This window comes from Actinoplanes sp. SE50/110 (assembly GCF_900119315.1).
Classification (GTDB): domain Bacteria; phylum Actinomycetota; class Actinomycetes; order Mycobacteriales; family Micromonosporaceae; genus Actinoplanes.
Window position 1 is genome coordinate 6,679,342 of record NZ_LT827010.1, and the last position, 17,818, is coordinate 6,697,159.

Annotated in this window: 13 protein-coding genes and 2 pseudogenes; 4 read left to right on the top strand and 11 right to left on the bottom strand. The window is 72.5% G+C overall.

From position 1 onward, the window contains the following. Window positions 1–26: 26 nt before the first annotated feature. The 3 genes and pseudogenes from eccCb to ACSP50_RS30015 all read right to left on the bottom strand — a co-directional run bounded on the left by eccCb (window position 27) and on the right by ACSP50_RS30015 (window position 4,838). Window positions 27–1,103: a type VII secretion protein EccCb gene (gene eccCb / locus ACSP50_RS30000; RefSeq protein WP_014693054.1), complete on the bottom strand. Its 1,077-nt coding sequence runs from the start codon at window positions 1,101–1,103 to the stop codon at window positions 27–29. A gap of 109 nt (window positions 1,104–1,212) precedes the next feature. After that, window positions 1,213–3,165 (bottom strand): annotated as a pseudogene (locus ACSP50_RS45215) (FtsK/SpoIIIE domain-containing protein); the annotation flags it as partial. A gap of 179 nt (window positions 3,166–3,344) precedes the next feature. Further along, window positions 3,345–4,838, bottom strand: a complete 1,494-nt coding sequence (locus tag ACSP50_RS30015) for an MFS transporter (protein WP_014693056.1) — start codon at window positions 4,836–4,838, stop codon at window positions 3,345–3,347. Window positions 4,839–4,949: 111 nt separating this feature from the next. On the opposite strand from ACSP50_RS30015, the gene ACSP50_RS30020 reads away from it, so the two are divergent. Further along, a complete protein-coding gene (locus ACSP50_RS30020) occupies window positions 4,950–5,390 on the top strand; it encodes a MarR family winged helix-turn-helix transcriptional regulator (protein ID WP_014693057.1) in 441 nt (146 codons plus the stop codon). A 94-nt stretch (window positions 5,391–5,484) separates the two neighbouring features. Here ACSP50_RS30020 and ACSP50_RS30025 read toward each other — a convergent pair whose 3' ends face one another. Continuing rightward, entirely contained in the window at window positions 5,485–5,790 is a 306-nt protein-coding gene (locus tag ACSP50_RS30025; protein ID WP_014693058.1) for a hypothetical protein, read from the bottom strand. Window positions 5,791–5,983: 193 nt separating this feature from the next. Between ACSP50_RS30025 and ACSP50_RS30030 the strand changes: the two genes are divergently transcribed. Further along, window positions 5,984–6,280 carry a hypothetical protein gene (locus ACSP50_RS30030; RefSeq protein WP_014693059.1) on the top strand — a complete coding sequence of 99 codons (297 nt, stop codon included), beginning with the start codon at window positions 5,984–5,986 and terminating at the stop codon, window positions 6,278–6,280. Window positions 6,281–6,640: 360 nt separating this feature from the next. Here the strand turns inward: ACSP50_RS30030 and ACSP50_RS30035 are convergent, their stop codons facing one another. Then, entirely contained in the window at window positions 6,641–7,714 is a 1,074-nt protein-coding gene (locus ACSP50_RS30035) for an N-acetyltransferase (protein ID WP_231956747.1), read from the bottom strand. A gap of 42 nt (window positions 7,715–7,756) precedes the next feature. On the opposite strand from ACSP50_RS30035, the gene ACSP50_RS30040 reads away from it, so the two are divergent. Beyond that, complete coding sequence (locus ACSP50_RS30040; protein ID WP_014693061.1) at window positions 7,757–8,473, top strand: hypothetical protein; 717 nt, start codon at window positions 7,757–7,759, stop codon at window positions 8,471–8,473. 235 nt (window positions 8,474–8,708) lie between these two features. Here the strand turns inward: ACSP50_RS30040 and atzF are convergent, their stop codons facing one another. From atzF to ACSP50_RS30065, 6 genes and pseudogenes are all read right to left on the bottom strand, one after another. Beyond that, window positions 8,709–10,355 (bottom strand): allophanate hydrolase, encoded by a 1,647-nt coding sequence (atzF, locus tag ACSP50_RS30045; RefSeq protein WP_014693063.1) that lies wholly within the window; start codon window positions 10,353–10,355, stop codon window positions 8,709–8,711. Further along, window positions 10,352–12,511: a 5-oxoprolinase/urea amidolyase family protein gene (locus tag ACSP50_RS45220; protein WP_369793967.1), complete on the bottom strand. Its 2,160-nt coding sequence runs from the start codon at window positions 12,509–12,511 to the stop codon at window positions 10,352–10,354. Before ACSP50_RS45220 ends, atzF begins: the two co-directional genes overlap by 4 nt. A gap of 3 nt (window positions 12,512–12,514) precedes the next feature. Beyond that, window positions 12,515–13,831, bottom strand: a pseudogene (locus ACSP50_RS45225) (acetyl/propionyl/methylcrotonyl-CoA carboxylase subunit alpha); the annotation flags it as partial. A 3-nt stretch (window positions 13,832–13,834) separates the two neighbouring features. After that, complete coding sequence (locus ACSP50_RS30055; RefSeq protein WP_014693065.1) at window positions 13,835–14,440, bottom strand: urea amidolyase associated protein UAAP2; 606 nt, start codon at window positions 14,438–14,440, stop codon at window positions 13,835–13,837. After that, window positions 14,437–15,243, bottom strand: a complete 807-nt coding sequence (locus ACSP50_RS30060) for an urea amidolyase associated protein UAAP1 (protein ID WP_014693066.1) — start codon at window positions 15,241–15,243, stop codon at window positions 14,437–14,439. The genes ACSP50_RS30055 and ACSP50_RS30060 overlap by 4 nt, the downstream gene beginning before the upstream one ends. Further along, window positions 15,240–16,790 carry an amino acid permease gene (locus ACSP50_RS30065; RefSeq protein WP_014693067.1) on the bottom strand — a complete coding sequence of 517 codons (1,551 nt, stop codon included), beginning with the start codon at window positions 16,788–16,790 and terminating at the stop codon, window positions 15,240–15,242. The genes ACSP50_RS30060 and ACSP50_RS30065 overlap by 4 nt, the downstream gene beginning before the upstream one ends. Window positions 16,791–16,981: 191 nt before the next feature. On the opposite strand from ACSP50_RS30065, the gene ACSP50_RS30070 reads away from it, so the two are divergent. After that, window positions 16,982–17,578: a TetR/AcrR family transcriptional regulator gene (locus ACSP50_RS30070; RefSeq protein ID WP_043512443.1), complete on the top strand. Its 597-nt coding sequence runs from the start codon at window positions 16,982–16,984 to the stop codon at window positions 17,576–17,578. Window positions 17,579–17,818: the final 240 nt, after the last annotated feature.

Consider the following 17,818-nt stretch of genomic DNA (forward strand, 5'->3'; position numbering starts at 1 on the left):
CCGGGCCGGTGCCGCCGGGCGCCCGGCTATTGCGGGTACGCCGTCTGCACCACCCGGACGCCGGCCCGGGTGACCAGCGTGCCGCGGCCCGGGGGCTGCTTGGCGGGGCGGACGTCACCGACGATAGGGCCCTCCGCCGGGCTGCCGGAGAGCAGCAGGAACGCGCTGTTCAGCAGGGTGAGCATGCGGGGCAGCGGCTCGTACATCGCCCGGGCCGCGCCCGCCGTGCGACGGGCGACGATCAGGTGCAGGCCGATGTCCCGCGCGTACGGCAGGAGGGGGACCAGTTCGGCCAGCGGGTCGCCGTCCGTGCCGGCGACCAGGTCGTAGTCGTCGACCAGCACGAACAGGTCCGGTCCTCGCCACCAGCGGCCCTTGCGCAGCCGTTCGGCGGTCACCTCCGGGCCGGGAAGCCGTTCGGTCATCGCCTGCCGGACCGTGGCGACGGCGTCGGCCACCGCCGCCCGGGAGCCGGCGTGGATCAGCAGGTGCCGGCCGTCGGCCGCGCCGGTCAGGCCGCGGCGGGGATCGACCAGCATCAGCCGGGCCTCCGCCGGCATGCAACGGGCCACGATCGACTGCGCGATCAACCGCAGCACCCCGGTCCGGCCGGATCCCGGATCGCCGACGACCACCAGGTGCTGGTCGGCGCCCGGATCGAACCGGACCGGTTCCAGAGTGGACTCGTCCAATCCGATCGGGAAGCCCTCCCCGGGCCGGTCCGGCAGGTCCGCCGGGCTCAGCAGCTCCGGCAGCATCCGCATCTGCGGGGCCGTCTGCCCCGACCAGGCGGCCCGGATCGGCACGGCCGCGTCTGGCCACGGCGCGGCGGACCGGAAATGCCGGCCGTCCGGGGTGAGCCCGTACCCGGGATCGCGGCGCGGCACGGCCAGCGCGGCACGACGGCTGACCATCGACCGCTCGGCGTCGCGCAACCGCAGCTCCAGCCGGGTGCCGACGGACTCCGGCAGCCCGGCGCTGAGATCCGCCCAGCGGTCGGCGGTCAGCACCACGTGGATGCGGTGCTCCGGGCCGCGGCGGACCAGCTCGACGACGGCGGCCTCCAGACCCCGGGGGGCTGTTGCGCAACCCGTTCCAGCCATCGACGATCACAACAATCGTCTGGTACGGGTCGTCCCACGTCTCGCCCGCCGCACGATTCTCCAGGAGGCGCCGGAGTTCCCCGACGATCCGCCGCACCCCGTGGGTGTCGCCCCAGCCGGCCGCGGCCGACCGGTGCGGCAGTGGCTCCGCGCCCGGGTTGAGGTGGAAGAACTGCAGGTCGGCGGGGCTGTGCCGGAGGGCGAGCGCGGTCGTCAGCGTGTGCACCAGGGTGCTCTTGCCGGAGCGGGTGTCTCCCACGATCGCGACGTTGCCGGCCACGTCCAGCAGCAAGGGGCCGTACCGGTGCTCGTACGGTTCGTCGACGATGCCGACCGGCACGCGCAGTCGATCGCCTCCGGCCCCGGCGAGCAACCCGGTGAGGCACGGTGACTCCGGCGGCACCGGCAGCCACATCCGGTGTGCGCGGGGCTCCTCGCCCGCCAGCGCGTCGACCAGTTTCTCGAGGTCGCTCCGGCGGTCGTGCTCCTCGACACCGGTCGGGTCGCCGAGCTCGTCCAGGTCGGGAAGCCGAGCCCAGCCGCAGCTGTGCGCCGCGTGGAACCGCACCGTCGGCTCGGCGCCCGCCCGCAGGTAGCCGTGCCCGGGATGGCGGGGCAGCTCGTAGGCGTCCGGAACGCCCAGCACCTGCCGGCTTTCCCGGGACGAGAAGGTGCGCAGTGCGATCCGGTAGCTCAGGTGACTCTCCAGCCCGCGCAGCAGCCCCTCCTCCAGGCGTTGCGTGGCCAGCAGCAGGTGGACGCCGAGGTCGCGGCCCACCCGGACGATCCGCAGGAACAGGTCGGCGACATCCGGCCGGTCCAAGAGGAGGCCGTTGAACTCGTCGACGAGGATGAGCAGCGCGGGGAGCGGGGCGAGGGGCGCGCCGCCGGCCCGGGCGGCCGCATACTCCCCGCGGGAGGCGAACGGCCCCGCCGCCCGCAGCAGCCGCCGTCGCCGGTCGAGCTCGCCGACGAGGGCGGCCTGCATCCGTTCCGGCGTGCGCCAGTCCTCGGAGAACTCCACGTTGCTGATGACGCCGGCCGCGTGCGGCAACCTGTCCAGCTCCCGGAAGGTCGCACCACCCCGGTACTCGACGGCCGCGAAGGTGAGCTCGTCCGGCGCGTGGGTCACGGCGAGGGCGGCGACGATCGTACGCAACAATTCGCTCTTGCCGGAGCCCGTCGCACCGACCAGCAGGCCGTGCGGGTGCTCGCCGAGGTCGAGCTCCACGATCGAGGCGTCCGGCGTCCGCCCGATCGGGATCCGCAGCCCGCCCGGCTCCCGCCGCGGCCCCGGCCGGGCCGGGTCCGCGAGCCCCACCAGGTGCGCGAGGGTCTCGTTCGGCTGCCACGCCTGAGCCGGCGCCTGATATCCGGCCAGGAACGCGGCCAGCCCCGCCGCGTGGACCTCGTCCATCCCGTCCGGGACCGCCACCGGGCCCTCGTGCTCCCGGCCGATCACCGACACGGCGCCCGCCGAGACGGTCAGGTGGATCCCGTCCCCCGGCAGTCGCCCGTCGATGTCGAGGACCGTGCCGGGCCCCTCCACCGGCGGCGGCTCCACCCCGTCCAGCACCAGCACCCGGTGCGCCGGCGCACCGTCGGCATCGGCGTGCGGCAGCTGCGCCACCCACGCCCAGTCAACCTGCCGCGGCGCCGCGGCGACCACCGTGATGCCGAGCTCGTCCGGCGCGTGCAGTACCGCCAGCTGCGCCAGCACCGCCCGGATCAGCGCGGTGGTGTGGTCCCGATCACCGTGCAGCACCACCCGCGGGAAATCCGTCAGCCGCAGCCGCACCGGCAGCTGCGCCACCGCGGTGGCGCCCAGCGACCCGTACGACCCGTCCGTGCGCACCGCGGTGGTCCCGATCCGGACCTCGGCGAAGTCGTCGTCGGTGACCCGCCGCTCCCACATCCGCGACGAGGCCGCCACCGACCAGAGCGCCCCGGGTTCCGGATGTCGCCAGAGCTCGGCGGCTCGCCGCCGCGCGACATACCGCAGCTGCTCACGGCCACCGGCCGGCATCGCGCCGTCGGGAGGTCGCGGCCCCGGATCGCGCATCGGCCGCCAGAAGATCTCACGCTCGCTGGGCACGGCGCCATCGTAGGTCGTCACCGTTTCCCGACAGCCCGACAGCCCGACAGCCCGACGGCCGGCGCGCGGCCGCCACCGGCGCCGGATGATGGGAACGCCTGATCAGCGCACAGCCGCCACCGGCGCCGGATCGTCGGAACGCCTGATCAGCGCGCGGCCGCCACCGGCGCCGGATCGGGGTGGATGGGGTCGGTCGCCGGGATGGCGGGGGCGGCCGGGGTGGCCGGGGTCTGCGGGTGGCGGCGCAGGCCGGTCAGGGTGATCACGATCAGGACGGCGAAGGCGGCACCGGCCAGGACGAAGCTGAGCGTGAACTGGCTTTCGGCGGGCAGCGGCGGCACACCCGGCGGCAGGCCGGGCACGCTGGCGGCGGCCAGCAGGGAGGTGACCGTGGCGCTGCCGATCGCGCTGCCGGTGGAGCGGGAGATGGAGTTGATGCCGTTCGCGATGCCGGACTGGTGGTGCGGGACGCTGGCCATGATCAGCGCGGGCATGGCAGCGTAGCCCAGGGCGACGCCGGCGCCGATCACCGCGCCGGCGGCGATCACCGAGGCCGGCCGGGTGTGGGTGACCGCCAGCCAGGCGAAGCCGCCCGCGCCGAGGGCGGCGCCGGCGACCAGGGTGGCGCGGGCGCCGATCCGGCGCAGCAGGACGCCGCCGAGCTGGGCGGCGAGCAGCGAGGCGACCGCGGCCGGGAGCAGGTATTCCACCGACGCGCGCAGCACCGAGGCGCCGAAGCCGTAGCCGGCCAGCGCGGTGGGCATCTGCACCAGATACGAGATGCCGATCGACTGGGTGAACATGCCGAACCCGACCAGGATGCCGGCCAGGTTGGTGAAGAACACCGGCCGGTGCGTGAACATCCGCAGGTCGACGAGCGGCTCGGCGACGCTCCGCTCGATCAGCACCCAGACGACGGCGAGGACCGCCGCGGCGGCGAAACAGCCCAGCGTGCGGGCGCTGGCCCAGCCCCAGCCGTGGCCCTGGGAGATCGGCAGGAGCAGCGCCACCAGGACGCCGGCCAGGCTGAGCGCGCCCCACACGTCGACCCGGCCGCCGCTGCGGTGCCCGCCGGACGGCACGATCGCGGCGACGGCGAGCAGGGCGAGCACGGCGAGGCCGGCGGAGAGCCAGAACACCCGGTGGAAGTCGGCGTCCGCGCCCTGGGTGAGCAGGCCGGTGGTGACCAGTGCCAGGCCGCCGCCGAACGCGAGGGTGCCGCTGATCAGGGCCATCGCGCCGGGCAGCCGTTCCGGGCGCAGGTGCTCCCGGACGACGGACAGGGCCAGCGGGAAGATGGCGGTGGCCGCGCCCTGCAGCACCCGGGCGACGATCAGCCAGCCCAGCGAGTGGGTCAGGGCGGCCAGCACGGAGCCGGCGACCATCACCACCAGGACGGCGAGCAGGGTGGGCTTCTTGCCGTACTGGTCGCCGAGCCGGCCGAGCAGCGGGGTGAAGACGGCGGCGGACAGCAGCGTGGCCGTGGTGACCCAGCTGACCTCGGAGGTGCTGGCGTGCAGGTCGTGCCCGATCAGGCCGAGGATCGGCACGACCAGGGTCTGCATCATCGACACCACCATGGTGGCGACACCGAGGACCAGCACCAGCACGGTCTCGCGGCGCGCGGCGGGGGAAGACATCGTCGGGTGTCCTTCACAAAGCTTGATTTGCTAAAAGCTTGATTTTTTCAAGTGAATGGGACCGTAAATGGCAACTGTTGAAAAAGTCAAGCTTCTCGGTACGCTGGTGCCGTGCGCCACCCACCGGAGCCGGACAGCCCCTCGACGACCCAGCTCATCGAGCGGTTCGTGCTGGCCAGCAGCACGTACTACCAGGAGTTCGCCGCCGTGGCCGACCGGCACGACCTCAACTCCACGCAGGTCAAGCTGCTGATCCTGGTGCACCGGCCGCAGTCCATGCGGGCGCTGGCCAAGCAGCTGTCCTGCGACGCCTCCAACGTCACCGGCCTCGTCGACCGGCTGGAGCGCCGCGGCCTGGTCCGCCGCGACGTCGCCCCCACCGACCGCCGCATCAAGATCATCGGGCGGACGCCGGCGGGCGAGGAGGTGGTCGGAATGGTGCGCGCCGAGATGGCGGCGACCCACCGGGCCCTCGCGGCCTTCAGCGACGACGAGCGGGCGCTGCTCGGCACCCTGCTGACCCGCATGCACGCCGCCCTCGACGAGAGCTGACCGGCACCGTGCGTCGGGCTGCGTCTCGCAGCCGGCGTCCCTCCTGCCGCACTTCGTGCCGTACAGCCCGGGGCAGGTTCGCCGCTGCTCGGAGTCAGCAGGTGGGGCGCAGCAGGACGGCGTACAGGTCGCCGGGGCCGGGCTCGTGGACATTGCCGTCGCCGTCACGCCCGAGGGGAACGGACTCACCGGACGCCGCGAGGTACCAGCACTCCTCCACATCGGCCAACGGTGAACAGGTGTCGTCGCCCGCTCCATCCCTCGCGACGACCACCACGGCGTCGTCGGGCAGGTCGGCGAGAATGTCCCGCAGCCCCGCGGCGGTGATCGTGCCGATGGTGAGCATCGGATCCACACGGGCGTTCTGATCCCGGACATAGGTGTTCTCATCAGGACCCACCGTCGTCCTCCTCTGCTGGCGACCGCACCACGACGTGCCGTTACCGGTGCGTTATTTTCCCGCGACCGCGAGCCCTTGTCTTGGTAACGGGTTGGAAACACCCGTGCGTTTGCCGATTGTCACCTCACCGGCCGGGTAGTCAGTGGTCACGCCAGTTTTCCGACGGCTTAAACGTGAATTTCAGGAGTTGATTATGGCTACCAGCACCCACGCACACGAGAACGTCGCCGTGAAGGGAAACCGGTTCCGGGGCGAGGAGACCAAGCCCTCCTTCAAGACCACTGAGCTGATTGTTTATGTGCTCGCAGTCATCGGCGTACTGATCGCCTCTTACACCGTCGGCGACGGGGCCGCCAACAACGGCACCGACCATTTCGCCGCTGACAAAGCGTGGTGGTACATCACGCTGCTGACCATCGGCTACATGATCAGCCGCGGCCTGGCCAAGGCCGGTAGCCGCAGCAGCGACGTCGACCCGCGCACGCACTGATAAGTCTTCGAGCATCCGCGGGCGCTGCCGGGCATGGCGACTCGGCAGCGCCCGCCGTGCCGTACGAGCCGCGCCACGTCGAGCGGTCGGATCAAGCACGGAGGAAAGCGCCACCGGAGTCTCCCCATTTCCGCTGATCAGGTGGTGAACCGCTACGACAAACCGCCGCCGGACCAACAGCGTGCCGGCCCGCCGGCGGCTTCGCAAGACAACGCTGAATGTGCCACGCACGCCAGATTCAGAATTCACGGCAAGGACGATCAGCCACTTCGTGTGCCCCTGATCGTACGACCAATACCGTCACCCAGCCGCGCGCGAATACACAGAGATCGTATTGAGTGTTTCGAGTTCGTCGTTCAGTCAACTCGTGCGGCGGAAGTCGGTAACGTCCGGGACCTTCTGAAAGCCGGCCGAGACGTACGTCGCCACGCCGCCGACGTTGCTGCTCGGGGTGCACACCATCGCGCTGGACGACCCCATCTCCTGCAACGCGGCGGCCGCGGCCACCGTGATGGCGCGGCCGTACCCGTGGCCACGGTGATCCCGATGAACGCCCATTGGTTCGAGCAGACCCGGTCGCCCGCCCCCGGCCGACCAGACCGTCGCCGCGGCGACCGCATCGCCGTCGCCGTCGTAACCGACCAGGCACCGGGCCCGACGGTAGGGCGGGGCAGCGGCCATCGCGCGCCAGCGCTCCACAGTGAACGTCGAGTTGGCGAACGCCGCCCGGTGCACCGCGACCCGATCATCGACGAACCGATCCCGAACGTTGTGCGCCTCGATGACCTCGACCCTGAGCCCGCAGTCCTCCACCGGCTCGATCAGTTCGCGAGACAACGGGGTCCACGGTTCGTCGGGCACCCAACCGCTGCGACGGAGGAGGTGTCGAAGAGCAGCGCCGAAACGGGCCTCGACGGCCCCGGCGCCGTCGGGCAGTACCCCGTGCCCCGGATCCGACAGATCGGCCAGCAGCCGGGCGGCGAACGCGGCGTCCTCGTCGACGCCCGGTGCGATGCCCATGCGGATCACCCCGTCGTCCACCAGGCCAACGGCCAGGATCTGCCCGTTACGGGTCCACACCCGGACGGCCTCGGCCAACTCCCGCCCGCCGAACCTCCAGTGCCACCCGAGGTCGCCTGGATGAAGCTGCACGGGCCCGCCGGTGTGCTGCCAGACCGCTACCGCCTCAACGATCTCGCCTAACGAATCCGGCGTCGCAAGCTGCATCGTGATCGACATGCGTCGACCCAACCACACCGCAGAGACCACGCAATCGGTTTTCGCCGCCAGAGTGCCGGCCCATGACTCGCGCGCATGAAGATTCCACGACCGCCTTGTCAAAGGGGGATAACGGCTGGCCCCACAGCCGCCGCGATCGGCACGACGACCGGATCTGCCGCCGTCCGTGTGCGCCGGGCACCGGGTGTACGTCACCGGTTGTAGTCGGCGCCGGGTTGCTGCGAGCATGACGGGGTGATGATCCCGGGATATCTGGACGGGTACGAACCGCCGATCGTCGACTCGCCCCTGGTCGACGGCTCCGCGCTGATGGCGCACGACCTGTTCTGGCCGGCGTTCCTGTCCACCGTGGGCGGATCTGCAACGGCGCCGTACGCTTTCGGCGCTGATCCTGCCGACCTCGACGAGATGGTCGACGCTTTCCTGGACGAGCACGAGTGGCCGGTGTTCTCGCTGCTGCTCGCCGGCACCGGTCAGCTGCACGTCGTGATGCGGAACCTTCCCGACGACGGCGGTGTCGACTACGTTCTCGACCCCGGCACCGGGAGCAGGTCGATTCCGCTCGCTGCGCTGGACGGACACTTCCGAGGGCCGGCACTCGCCTGGCCGGAGCTGATCGACACCGCGCGACCCCCCGGCGCCCCTCACACGTCCGCTGAACGACTGCTGCTTCTCCTGCCGGCCTGCGCAGATCGCGACCGCCCCAGCGACGTGACCGAGATGGTGGCGGCCGCCCTCACCGCTGTCGGCGCCGTGTCCGGTACCCACGCCGTCGCCGAAGAGTTGCTCGACAGCCCTCGCTTCTGGACGCGCGACTGCGGATGGACCATCGTTGACCAAGCCTTGGTGTGCCTCGGATCGCACGCCTACCGCAGCGCCGACGCCGAGCTGACATCAAGCGACCTCCGCCTGGTCACCGAGGCATTCCGGAGCACGTCAGCCGACCCGGCGTAGCCGGCGAGGAGACAAGGAGCGCGCCGGCTGCGCAGGCTGAGCCGGACCGGCGTACCTTCTGCCGGCGGCCGTGGTGAGCGCGGTGCGCCGGGACGGTGAGCCGGCTCGGCCGCCCCACGCGGGTCGGGCGGTCAGCGGCGCCTTCTCCGCCGGATCCGTCGCCAGGCCCGGCCCAGCAGGGTGAGCAGCAGGTCGCCGAGCACATAGCGGGGCGCCCGCAGACCGATGCGCCGCATCACGATCCCGCCCGGGACGACAGGTAGGCGCGCCATCCGCCGTGCCCGGTGATGTCCGGGGCACCTTCGGCGGCGACACCCTCGCACAGGAAGCCGGTGACCGTCGTGCCGTCCGCCAGCCGCACCGGACCGAGCGCCATCGGGCTCGGCAGCCCGGCCAGCAATCGGCCGAGCGCGTCCGGCGGCAGCGCCCACACCTCCCCCTCGATCGCCGCGCCGCCCGCGGCCACCCGGACCAGCCCGGGCTTGGGCGGGTCGGTGGGCAGGGCGTGCAGCCGGTAGTGCGCCGCGGTGCGGACGGCCCGCAGGAAGCGGCCGCCCGGCTCGGTGAGCTGGTGGTTCAGTGGCTGACCGGTCAGGTGGGCGCCGACCACGAGCAACGGCAGCCCGGTTCCGGTCGTACCGCCGCAGGGTGTTTCGCCGAGGACGAGGGCCGCGACGTCGGCGGCGACCGTGTCGGCGAATCCCCGGGCGATGATCTGGACGCCGAAGGCGGCCGGAACGGCGACCGCGCTGAGGCCGAACAGGTTGCAGAAGTTGGTGTAGGTGCCGAGCGTGGCGTTGACGCCGATCGGGTCGGCGGCGACCTCGGCGCTCGTCGGGTGCGTCGGCGCGGTCGGCAGCAGCAGCGCGTCGGCGTCGCCCCACTCGGCCATCGCCTCGGCACGCAGCCGGTCGAGGCGTTCGGTGTCGGCGACCAGCACGTGGGCGGGGATGTCGCGGGCGGCGCCGATGATGGCGCGCACCGTCGGGTCGACCTCGGCGGGATGCTCGTCGATGAACGCGCCGACGGCGGCGTAGCGTTCCGCGACGAAGCCGCCCTGGTAGAGCAGCTTCGCCGCGGCCAGGAACGGGGCGAGCCGGATCGGCCGCAGCCGGGCACCGGCGGCTTCGAGATCCTTGGTGACCTGCTCGAACGCATCGAGCCGGTCCGGTGACAGCGCGGTCAGCTCGCAGCGGTCGGGCACCGCGACGATCGGATGCGGCGGCGCTGCGCCCGAGGGCGGCATCGGGTCGCTGATGATGCCGAGCGCCTGACGCCCCTCCCCGAGGGTGCGGGCGAAAACGGTCACGCAGTCGAAGCTGCGGCAGGCGGGCACCACCCCGTCGGTCGGCACCAGGCCCGGTGTGGGTTTCATCCCGACGATGCCCTGGAACGCGGCCGGCACCCGCCCCGACCCCGCGGTGTCGGTGCCGAGCGCCAGGTCGGCGATGCCGAGCGCGACGACCACCGCGGATCCCGAGCTGGAGCCGCCGGAGACGCGGGTCGGGTCACGCACGTCGCGGACCGCCCCGTACGGGCTGCGGGTCCCGACCAGCCCGGTGGCGAACTGGTCCAGATTGGTCTTGCCGAGGATCAGTGCCCCGGCGTCCACCAGCCGTTGCACGGCCGTGGCGCTGACCGCCGGCCGGTAGGCGTACGCCGGGCAGCCGGCCGTGGTCGGCAGCCCCGCCACGTCGATGTTGTCCTTGACCGCGACGAGCTTCCCGGCCAGCGGCAGTTCCTCTCCGGCGGCGAGTCGCGCCTCCACCACGACCGCGTCGGCGAGCAGGTCCGTCACCGGCCGCAGCGTGATCCACGCTTCCGGCCGCTCGTTGCGGGCAAGGCGGTCGTACGCGGCGCGTACCCGGGTCGTCGGTCTCATGCCAGCACCACCAGCGGACTGCCCGGCGCGACCTGCGCACCCGGGGTGACGAGGATGTCGGTGACCGTCGCGGCGCGCGGCGCGGTGACGACGGTTTCCAGCTTCATGGCCTCCAGCGCGAGCAGCGGCTGCCCCGCGGCCACCCGGTCGCCGGGCCGCACGTCGACCCGCCACACGCTGGACACGAACGGCGCCTCGACGAGCGCGCCGCCGTCCGGCACGGTCACCTGCCCGGCGGCGGGCGCCGCTTCGGGTTCGGGCCGCGGGTCGAATTCACCGGCCGCCGCCCACGCGTCGCGTTCGGCGCCGAACGCGGCCGCCTGGGTGGCCCGGAACGCCGCGATCGAGTCCGCGTTCGCGGCGAGGAAGTCCTCGTGGTCGGCGAGCCGGAAGGTGCCGTCGTCGATGCGCAGCCGGTGCCGCCCGGCGGCCATGTCGGCCCGCAGGTCGAGCAGTTCCTCCGCGCCGACCGGGTACCACCGGATCCGGTCGAAGTGGCGCAGCAGCCACGGGTCGCCGGCCTCGCGCTGCCAGCGGGACCAGACCTGCACGGTGCGCCCGACGAACTGGTAGCCGCCCGGACCCTCCATGCCGTAGATGCACAGGTACGCCCCGCCGATCCCGACCGCGTTCTCCGGCGTCCAGGTGCGCGCCGGGTTGTACTTGGTGGTGACCAGGCGGTGCCGCGGGTCGAGCGGGGTGGCGACCGGCGCGCCGAGGTACACGTCGCCGAGGCCGAGCACGAGGTAGCTGGCGTCGTACACCGTCCGGTAGACATCCTCGACCGCGTCGAGGCCGTTGACCCGGCGGATGAACTCGATGTTCCACGGGCACCAGGGCGCGTCGTCGCGGACCCCGTTCATGTAGCGGGCGATCGCCTCCCGGGTCGCCGGGTCGTCCCAGGACAGCGGCAGGTGCACGGTGCGGCTGGGCACCTCGAGATCGCGGACCGCGGGCAGCTCGATCGACCGGACCACGTCGAGCAGCTTGCGGACCGGCAGCACCGCCGGGTCGATGTGGATCTGCAGCGAGCGGATGCCCGGGGTGAGGTCGACGACGCCCGGCAGGCCTTCGGCGCGCAGCCGGTCCATCAGCGCGTGCCCGCGCATCCGCAGGCCGAGGTCGAGGGTCATCGGGCCGTATTCGACGAGCAGGTTGTCGTCGCCGGAACGCCGGTAGGTGGCGTCGTCGGTCCTCGCCAGGACGCCGTCGTCCCGAGTCCTGATCAAGGGCGTGAAATCAAGGTCGTCGACGGGTACGAAACGAACCGTGTCCCTCGGGCTGAGCTGCCCCAGCTTCCACCGCTCCGAGGTGATCACCGTGGCCGGGCACACGAAGCCGCCCAGGCTCGGACCGTCCGGGCCGAGCAGGATCGGCACGTCGCCGGTGAAGTCGACGGCGCCGACCGAGTACGGGGTGTCGTGGATGTTGGAGGGGTGCAGTCCGGCCTCGCCGCCGTCGGTGCGGGCCCAGCGGGGCTTCGGTCCGACCAGCCGCACGCCGGTGCGGGCGGAGTTGAAGTGTACCTGCCACTCGGCGGCGTAGAAGGCGTCGATGTCCTCACGGGTGAAGAACTCCGGGGCGGCATGCGGCCCCTCGGTCACCCTGATCCGCCAGTCATGACCGATGTGCGGGGGCGCGGCGACGGGCCGGCCGGCCCCGATCGCGCCGACAGCCGAGCGCAACACGTCGCCGACCCGCAACGCCCGCCCGCCATGCCCGCCGAACTGCCCGAGCGTGAACGTCGCCGCGCTCCCCAGGTACCGCGGCACGTCCAGGCCCCCGGCGAACAGCACGTACGCCCGCAACCCTCCCTCGGTCGCCGTCCCCACGTCGAGCACCGCACCGGCCGGCACCACCACCGGCTCCCACTGCGGCACCGGCCGCCCGTCCACGCTCACCGGCACCGGTGCCCCGGTCACGCAGACCGTGGTCTCGGCGGTGAACCGCAGCGCCGGCCCGTCCACCGTGCACTCCAGGCCGGGCGCCCCCTCCGGATTGCCGAGCGCCCTGTTGCCCAGCCGGAACGACAGGTCGTCCATCGGCCCGGACGGCGGCACCCCGACCTCCCACAGCCCGATGCGCCCGGGCCAGTCCTGCACCGTCGTCAGCGTCCCGGGCCGCTGCACCACGACCCGCGGCTCGGTGTCGTGCACTCCGGCCAGGGTCGCCGTCGAGTGTCGCGCCGCCAGCACGTCCTCGTGCGCGGCGGCCGCGCGCAACAGCCCCAGGTTCGTCTCGATCCCGTCGATCCGGGTTCCGGCCAGGGCGGTACGCAGGTTGGCGAACGCCTCGCCCCTGGTCGCTCCGGTGACGATCACCTTGGCCAGCATCGGGTCGTAGGCGGTGCCCACCTCGGTCCCGGCGGCCACCCAGCCGTCCACCCGCACGTCGCCGGGGAAGACGGCGTCGGTGATCAGTCCCGCGCCGGGCCGGTGGTCCTGGGTGGGGTCCTCGGCGTAGACGCGGGCCTCCACCGCCACCCCGGCCGCCCGCCGCGGCTCGTCGAGCATGCCCGCGTCGCCCCGGGCCAGGCGCAGCATCCAGGCGACCAGGTCGATCCCGAAGATCTCCTCGGTGACCGGGTGCTCCACCTGCAGCCGGGTGTTCACCTCCAGGAACGAGGCTTCCTCCCGGGCCGCGTCGTAGACGAACTCGACGGTGCCGGCCGACCGGTAGCCCACCGACGCGCACAGCGCGGCCGCCGACTCGTGCAGCCGGTCGCGGACCGCCGCCGGCAGGCCGGGCGCGGGCGCCTCCTCGACCACCTTCTGATGACGCCGCTGCAGGCTGCAGTCCCGGTCGCCGAGCGCCACCACGCGGCCGGCGCCGTCGCCGAAGACCTGCACCTCGACGTGCCGGGCCCGCGGCACGAAGCGTTCCAGGAACACGCCGCCGCTGCCGAAGTTGGCGACCGCCAGGCGTTCCACCCGGTCGTAGGCCCGGGCGAGCTGGTCCGGGCCGAAGCACGCCTGCATGCCGATGCCGCCACCGCCGCCGGTCGCCTTCAGCATGACCGGGTAGCCGATCGCCGCGGCGGCGGTGAGCGCCTCGTCCAGACCGGACAGCAGCCCGGTGCCCTGGATCATCGGCACGCCGGCCGCGCTCGCCAGCTGACGGGCGGTGTGCTTGGCGCCGAACGCGGTCAGCTGGGCGGGTGTCGGCCCGACGAACGCGAGCCCGGCCGCCTCCACCGCGGTGGCGAACGCGGCGTCCTCGGACAGGAACCCGTATCCGGGGTGCACGGCGCCCGCCCCGGTCGACAGCGCCGCCGCCAGGACCCGGTCGACCACCAGGTAGCTCTCCCGGGCCGGCGCCGGTCCGAGCAGCACGGCCTGATCGGCCATCCGCACATGCGGCGCGGCCCGGTCCGGCTCGGAGAACACGGCGACCGTCTTGAGGCCGAGCCGGGCGGCGGTCCGGATGATCCGGCAGGCGATCTCACCCCGGTTGGCCACGAGCAGGGTGTCGAACACCGGTCAGCCCTCCGAGATGATCATGCGGACCGGCGTCGGGTCGAAGCCGTTGCACGGGTTGTTGATCTGCGGACAGTTGGAGACCAGCACCAGCACGTCCAGCTCGGCGCGCAGCGTGACGGTCAGCCCGGGGGCGGAGAGGCCGTCGACGATGCCGAGGCTGCCGTCCGGGTCGACCGGTACGTTCATGTACCAGTTGATGTTGCTGACCAGATCGCGTTTGCCGAGCCCCCACCGGCTGCCCTCGATCAGGAAGTTCTCCACGCAGGCGTGCTGATGCTGGGTGTGGTGGCCGTAGCGCAGCGTGTTGCTCTCCCGGCTGCACGCCCCGCCGACCGTGTCGTGCCGCCCCACCTCGTCGGCGATCACCGTCATCAGCGGGTTCCCCTCGCTGGAGCGCAGCACACTGCCGGTGGTCAGGAAGATCCCGCCCTGCGCCGCGACGGTGTCCGGCGCCGAGTACCGCTCGGCGGTGTCGGCGGCGTTGTAGATCAGGCAGTCGACGGCCTGGTTGCCGTGCAGGTCCACGATGGTCAAGGTCTGGTCGTGGCGCACGATCGCCGACCACGGCGCGCGCGCCGGGACGATCTGGTCGAGAACGGTCGTCATGCGATCCCCCGCGCGGTGAGGTAGTCGGCGGTGTTCAGGAAGGCCCGCTCGCCCTCCGGGCTGCGAGACCACAGGCGGTCGGTGGGCGCGGTCGCGGCCCCGGTCGCGGCTCTGACCTCGACGGCATTGCAGGTGTACGTCGTCCGCTCATCGAGTGGGTGCGGCACGTTCACCAGGAGCACGGTGAGCGGCATCTCGGCACGCAGCTCCACGGTGGCACCCGGCCCGGCCGCCGCGGGCGGGGCGAACCGGCCGTCGTCGCCGACCCGGACCCCCTGGAAGAACGAGATGCTCGGCGGCAGGTCCCGGCGGGTCAGCCCGTGCTTCGCGGCGGCGAGGGTGAACAGCTCACGCCCGGCGGGGGTGCCCGAGTGGGCGCTGCCGTCGCCGTACCGCCGGATGTTGCTCGTGATCGTCGTCGTCCCGCAGAAGGTGTCCGAGAGATCCGCGGCGCCCGCCGTGACCGAGGCGAGCACCCGGCCCTGGTCGGACAGGAGCAGGTGCCCCTCGCCGACGTACGCCTGCCAGAGGACCTTGACGGTGTCGGCGACGTTGAGGCGTTCCCACGGTTCGTCGGCGTTGAACAGCAGCACCGAGACGCAGGCGTCGCCGTGCGGGGCGGTCAGCCGCAGCGTGGTGCCGCGGGCCAGCCGCTTGCTCGCGTAACCGCCGCCCGGGACGGTCTCGGCCCAGACCAGGCCCGCCCCGGCCCGGCTGGCCGGCACGATCGGCATGTGTTCGGTGACGGTCCCGGCCTGCGCCCGCGCGTGCTGCCGGGCGCCGGCCGTGGTGGCGGTACTCATGCGGGGTCCCCCTCGGCGACGACGGCCGGGAACGACGGCAGGTGCAGCGACATCGCCCGGGTCCGGTAGCGGGCGTAGGCGAGGGCCCCGCCGATCAGCGTGGCGGCGACGAACAGCAGCGAGAAGTAGTGCAGGTACCAGTGGGCGCCGGCCGGGTCGTAGACCTCCGCGCGCGGCCAGCCCAGGTTGAGGATCATGCCGAGGCCGTAGACGACGGCGACCCCGTTGACCACGATGCCGGTCCGCCCGAGCGAGAACAGCCGGCCGCCGCGCTCGGTGGTGGTGACGTCCGGCCCGGTCACCGGCCAGCCCTTGATCCGGCGGACCAGCAGCGGGATCGTGACCAGGGCGTAGGCGAGGTAGAGCAGCACGATGCAGACGCTGGTCAGGGCGGTGAACAGGGCGGCCTGTCCGATGTTGACCAGCAGCAGCGCGGCCGCGCCGACGCCGACCACGATGGCCGGCAGCGCCGGGGTGCCGGTCCGCGGGTTCACCCTGCTGAGCGCGGCGGAGAACGGCAGCACCTCGTCGCGGGCCATCGAGAAGATCATGCGGCTGCCCGCGGTCTGGATCGCCAGGGTGCAGACCGCGACCGCGATGGCCACGTCGATCAGCAGGATCCGGCCGCCGGTCTCGCCGAGGCGGCTGGTCAGCACGTAGGGCAGGCCCTCGGTGGCGAGCCGGCCGTCGGTCAGGCTGGGGGCGGCCATCAGTGCCACCAGCAGCAGGAGTCCGCCGCCGATCCCGGCCGCGGCGAGGGCCCGCAGGATGGTCCGGGGCGCGGTGTGCCGCGGGTCGTGGGTCTCCTCGCTGAGCTCCCCGGCGCTGTCGAAGCCGACCACCACGTACGCCGCCATCAGTGCCGACACCAGGAACGGGCCGACATAGGACAGTCCGCTGCCCAGGCCGCCGGTGTGCAGGACCACGCCGGGGCCGCGCTCGGCGTGCACGAGCAACAGCACCACCACCGCGGCGACGCCGATGATCTCCAGGGTGACGCCGGTGCTGTTGATGATCGACATCAGCCGGACGCCGATCACGTTCACCAGGGTGGTCAGCGCGATCAGGATCGCGCCGAGGATGACCGCGTTGGTCGCGCCGGTGGTCGAGGTGAGCGACGGGTCGCCACCGACCAGCTGGAAGCCGGACCAGATCTGCGGCAGCACCACCTGCAGGGCGATCGCGGCCGAGGCCACCGTGACGATCTGCGCGATGATCATGACCCAGCCGGCGAACCAGCCGACCGTGGCCCCGGCGAGCCGCCGCGACCACTGGTAGATGCAACCGGACAGCGGGTACCGGGCGGCCAGCTCGGCGAAGTTGAGCGCCACCGTGAACTGGCCCAGGAAGACCAGCGGCCAGGTCCAGAAGAACGCCGGGCCGCCGAACGAGAAGCCGAAGGCGAACAGCTGGAAGACCGTGGTCAGGATCGAGACGAAGGAGAAGCCGGCGGCGAACGAGGCGTAGCTGCCGATGCTGCGGCGAAGTTCGGGCTCGTAGCCGAAGCCGCGCAGGTCCGCGGCGTCGGTGCTGGTGGTGGTGGTCATAACCGCCTCCCGGGGAGCAGGCGGCGGCCGGGCGCCGCTCGCCCGCCGCCGAATACCTGTCGATTGACAGGTTCGGCGACCGCGGGCCGCGGGCGGTTTCCCGGTCGTAAACGTTGAGTTGCCGGATGTGTCGGCAGCGTTACATCGCTCCGGTGCGGCCGGTGCGAAACGGCGCGTGACACGATGCCGGGGTGAGTTCTCCGCACCCCGCCGCCCCGGTCGGCCGCCCCCGGTCCAGCGGCGCGCGACGCCTCGGCGGCTCCGCCCGCGAGGAGATCGTGGACGCCGCCGCCGCGCTGTTCGCCGAGCGCGGGTACGCGGCCACCTCGACCCGGATGATCGCCGAGCGGGTGGGCGTCCGGCAGGCGTCGCTGTACTACCACTTCCGGACCAAGGAGCAGATCCTCGCCGAGATGCTGGAGGCCACGGTCCGGCCGTCGGTCGACTACGCGGCCGCCCTGTCGGCGCAGGGCCTGGGCCCCGCCGACACGTTGCGCGCCCTGGTCCGCTACGACGTCGGGGTGCTGCTCGGCGCCCGCTGGAACATCGGTATCCTGTACGCGCTGCCGGAAATCGCCACCGAGCCGTTCGCGCACTTCCGGGCCGGCCGGGAGCAGCTCCGCGTCACCTACCGCGAGCTGGCCGGCGGCGTCATCCCCGGCGACCTGATCCTCGGCCTGGTGGAGAGCGTGATCGGGATGCGCCGCGATCTGGCCGTGCTGCCGCCGCACGACCAACTGCAGGACGCCATCGCCGCGGCCGCCCTGCGCCTCATCGAGAACGATTGATTTCTACTGTTATAAATGGCGTCACGCGCCGTCGCAATGAGCCCGGTCACACTAATCGGGATATTCGCGCGCAACATTCCGGCAACCCATTCCCCGGCAGCGGATCGGGCGGCCATTTCCGGCATGTCGGAGTTGGCGTTGCGCCTGTGTTTCGGCCGCGAAAACCCTTCCCGGCGCATTGCAAAATAGTCGACATGAGCCTTGAACAGCATCGACGTCACGCAGTTGACTCTGCCTCGA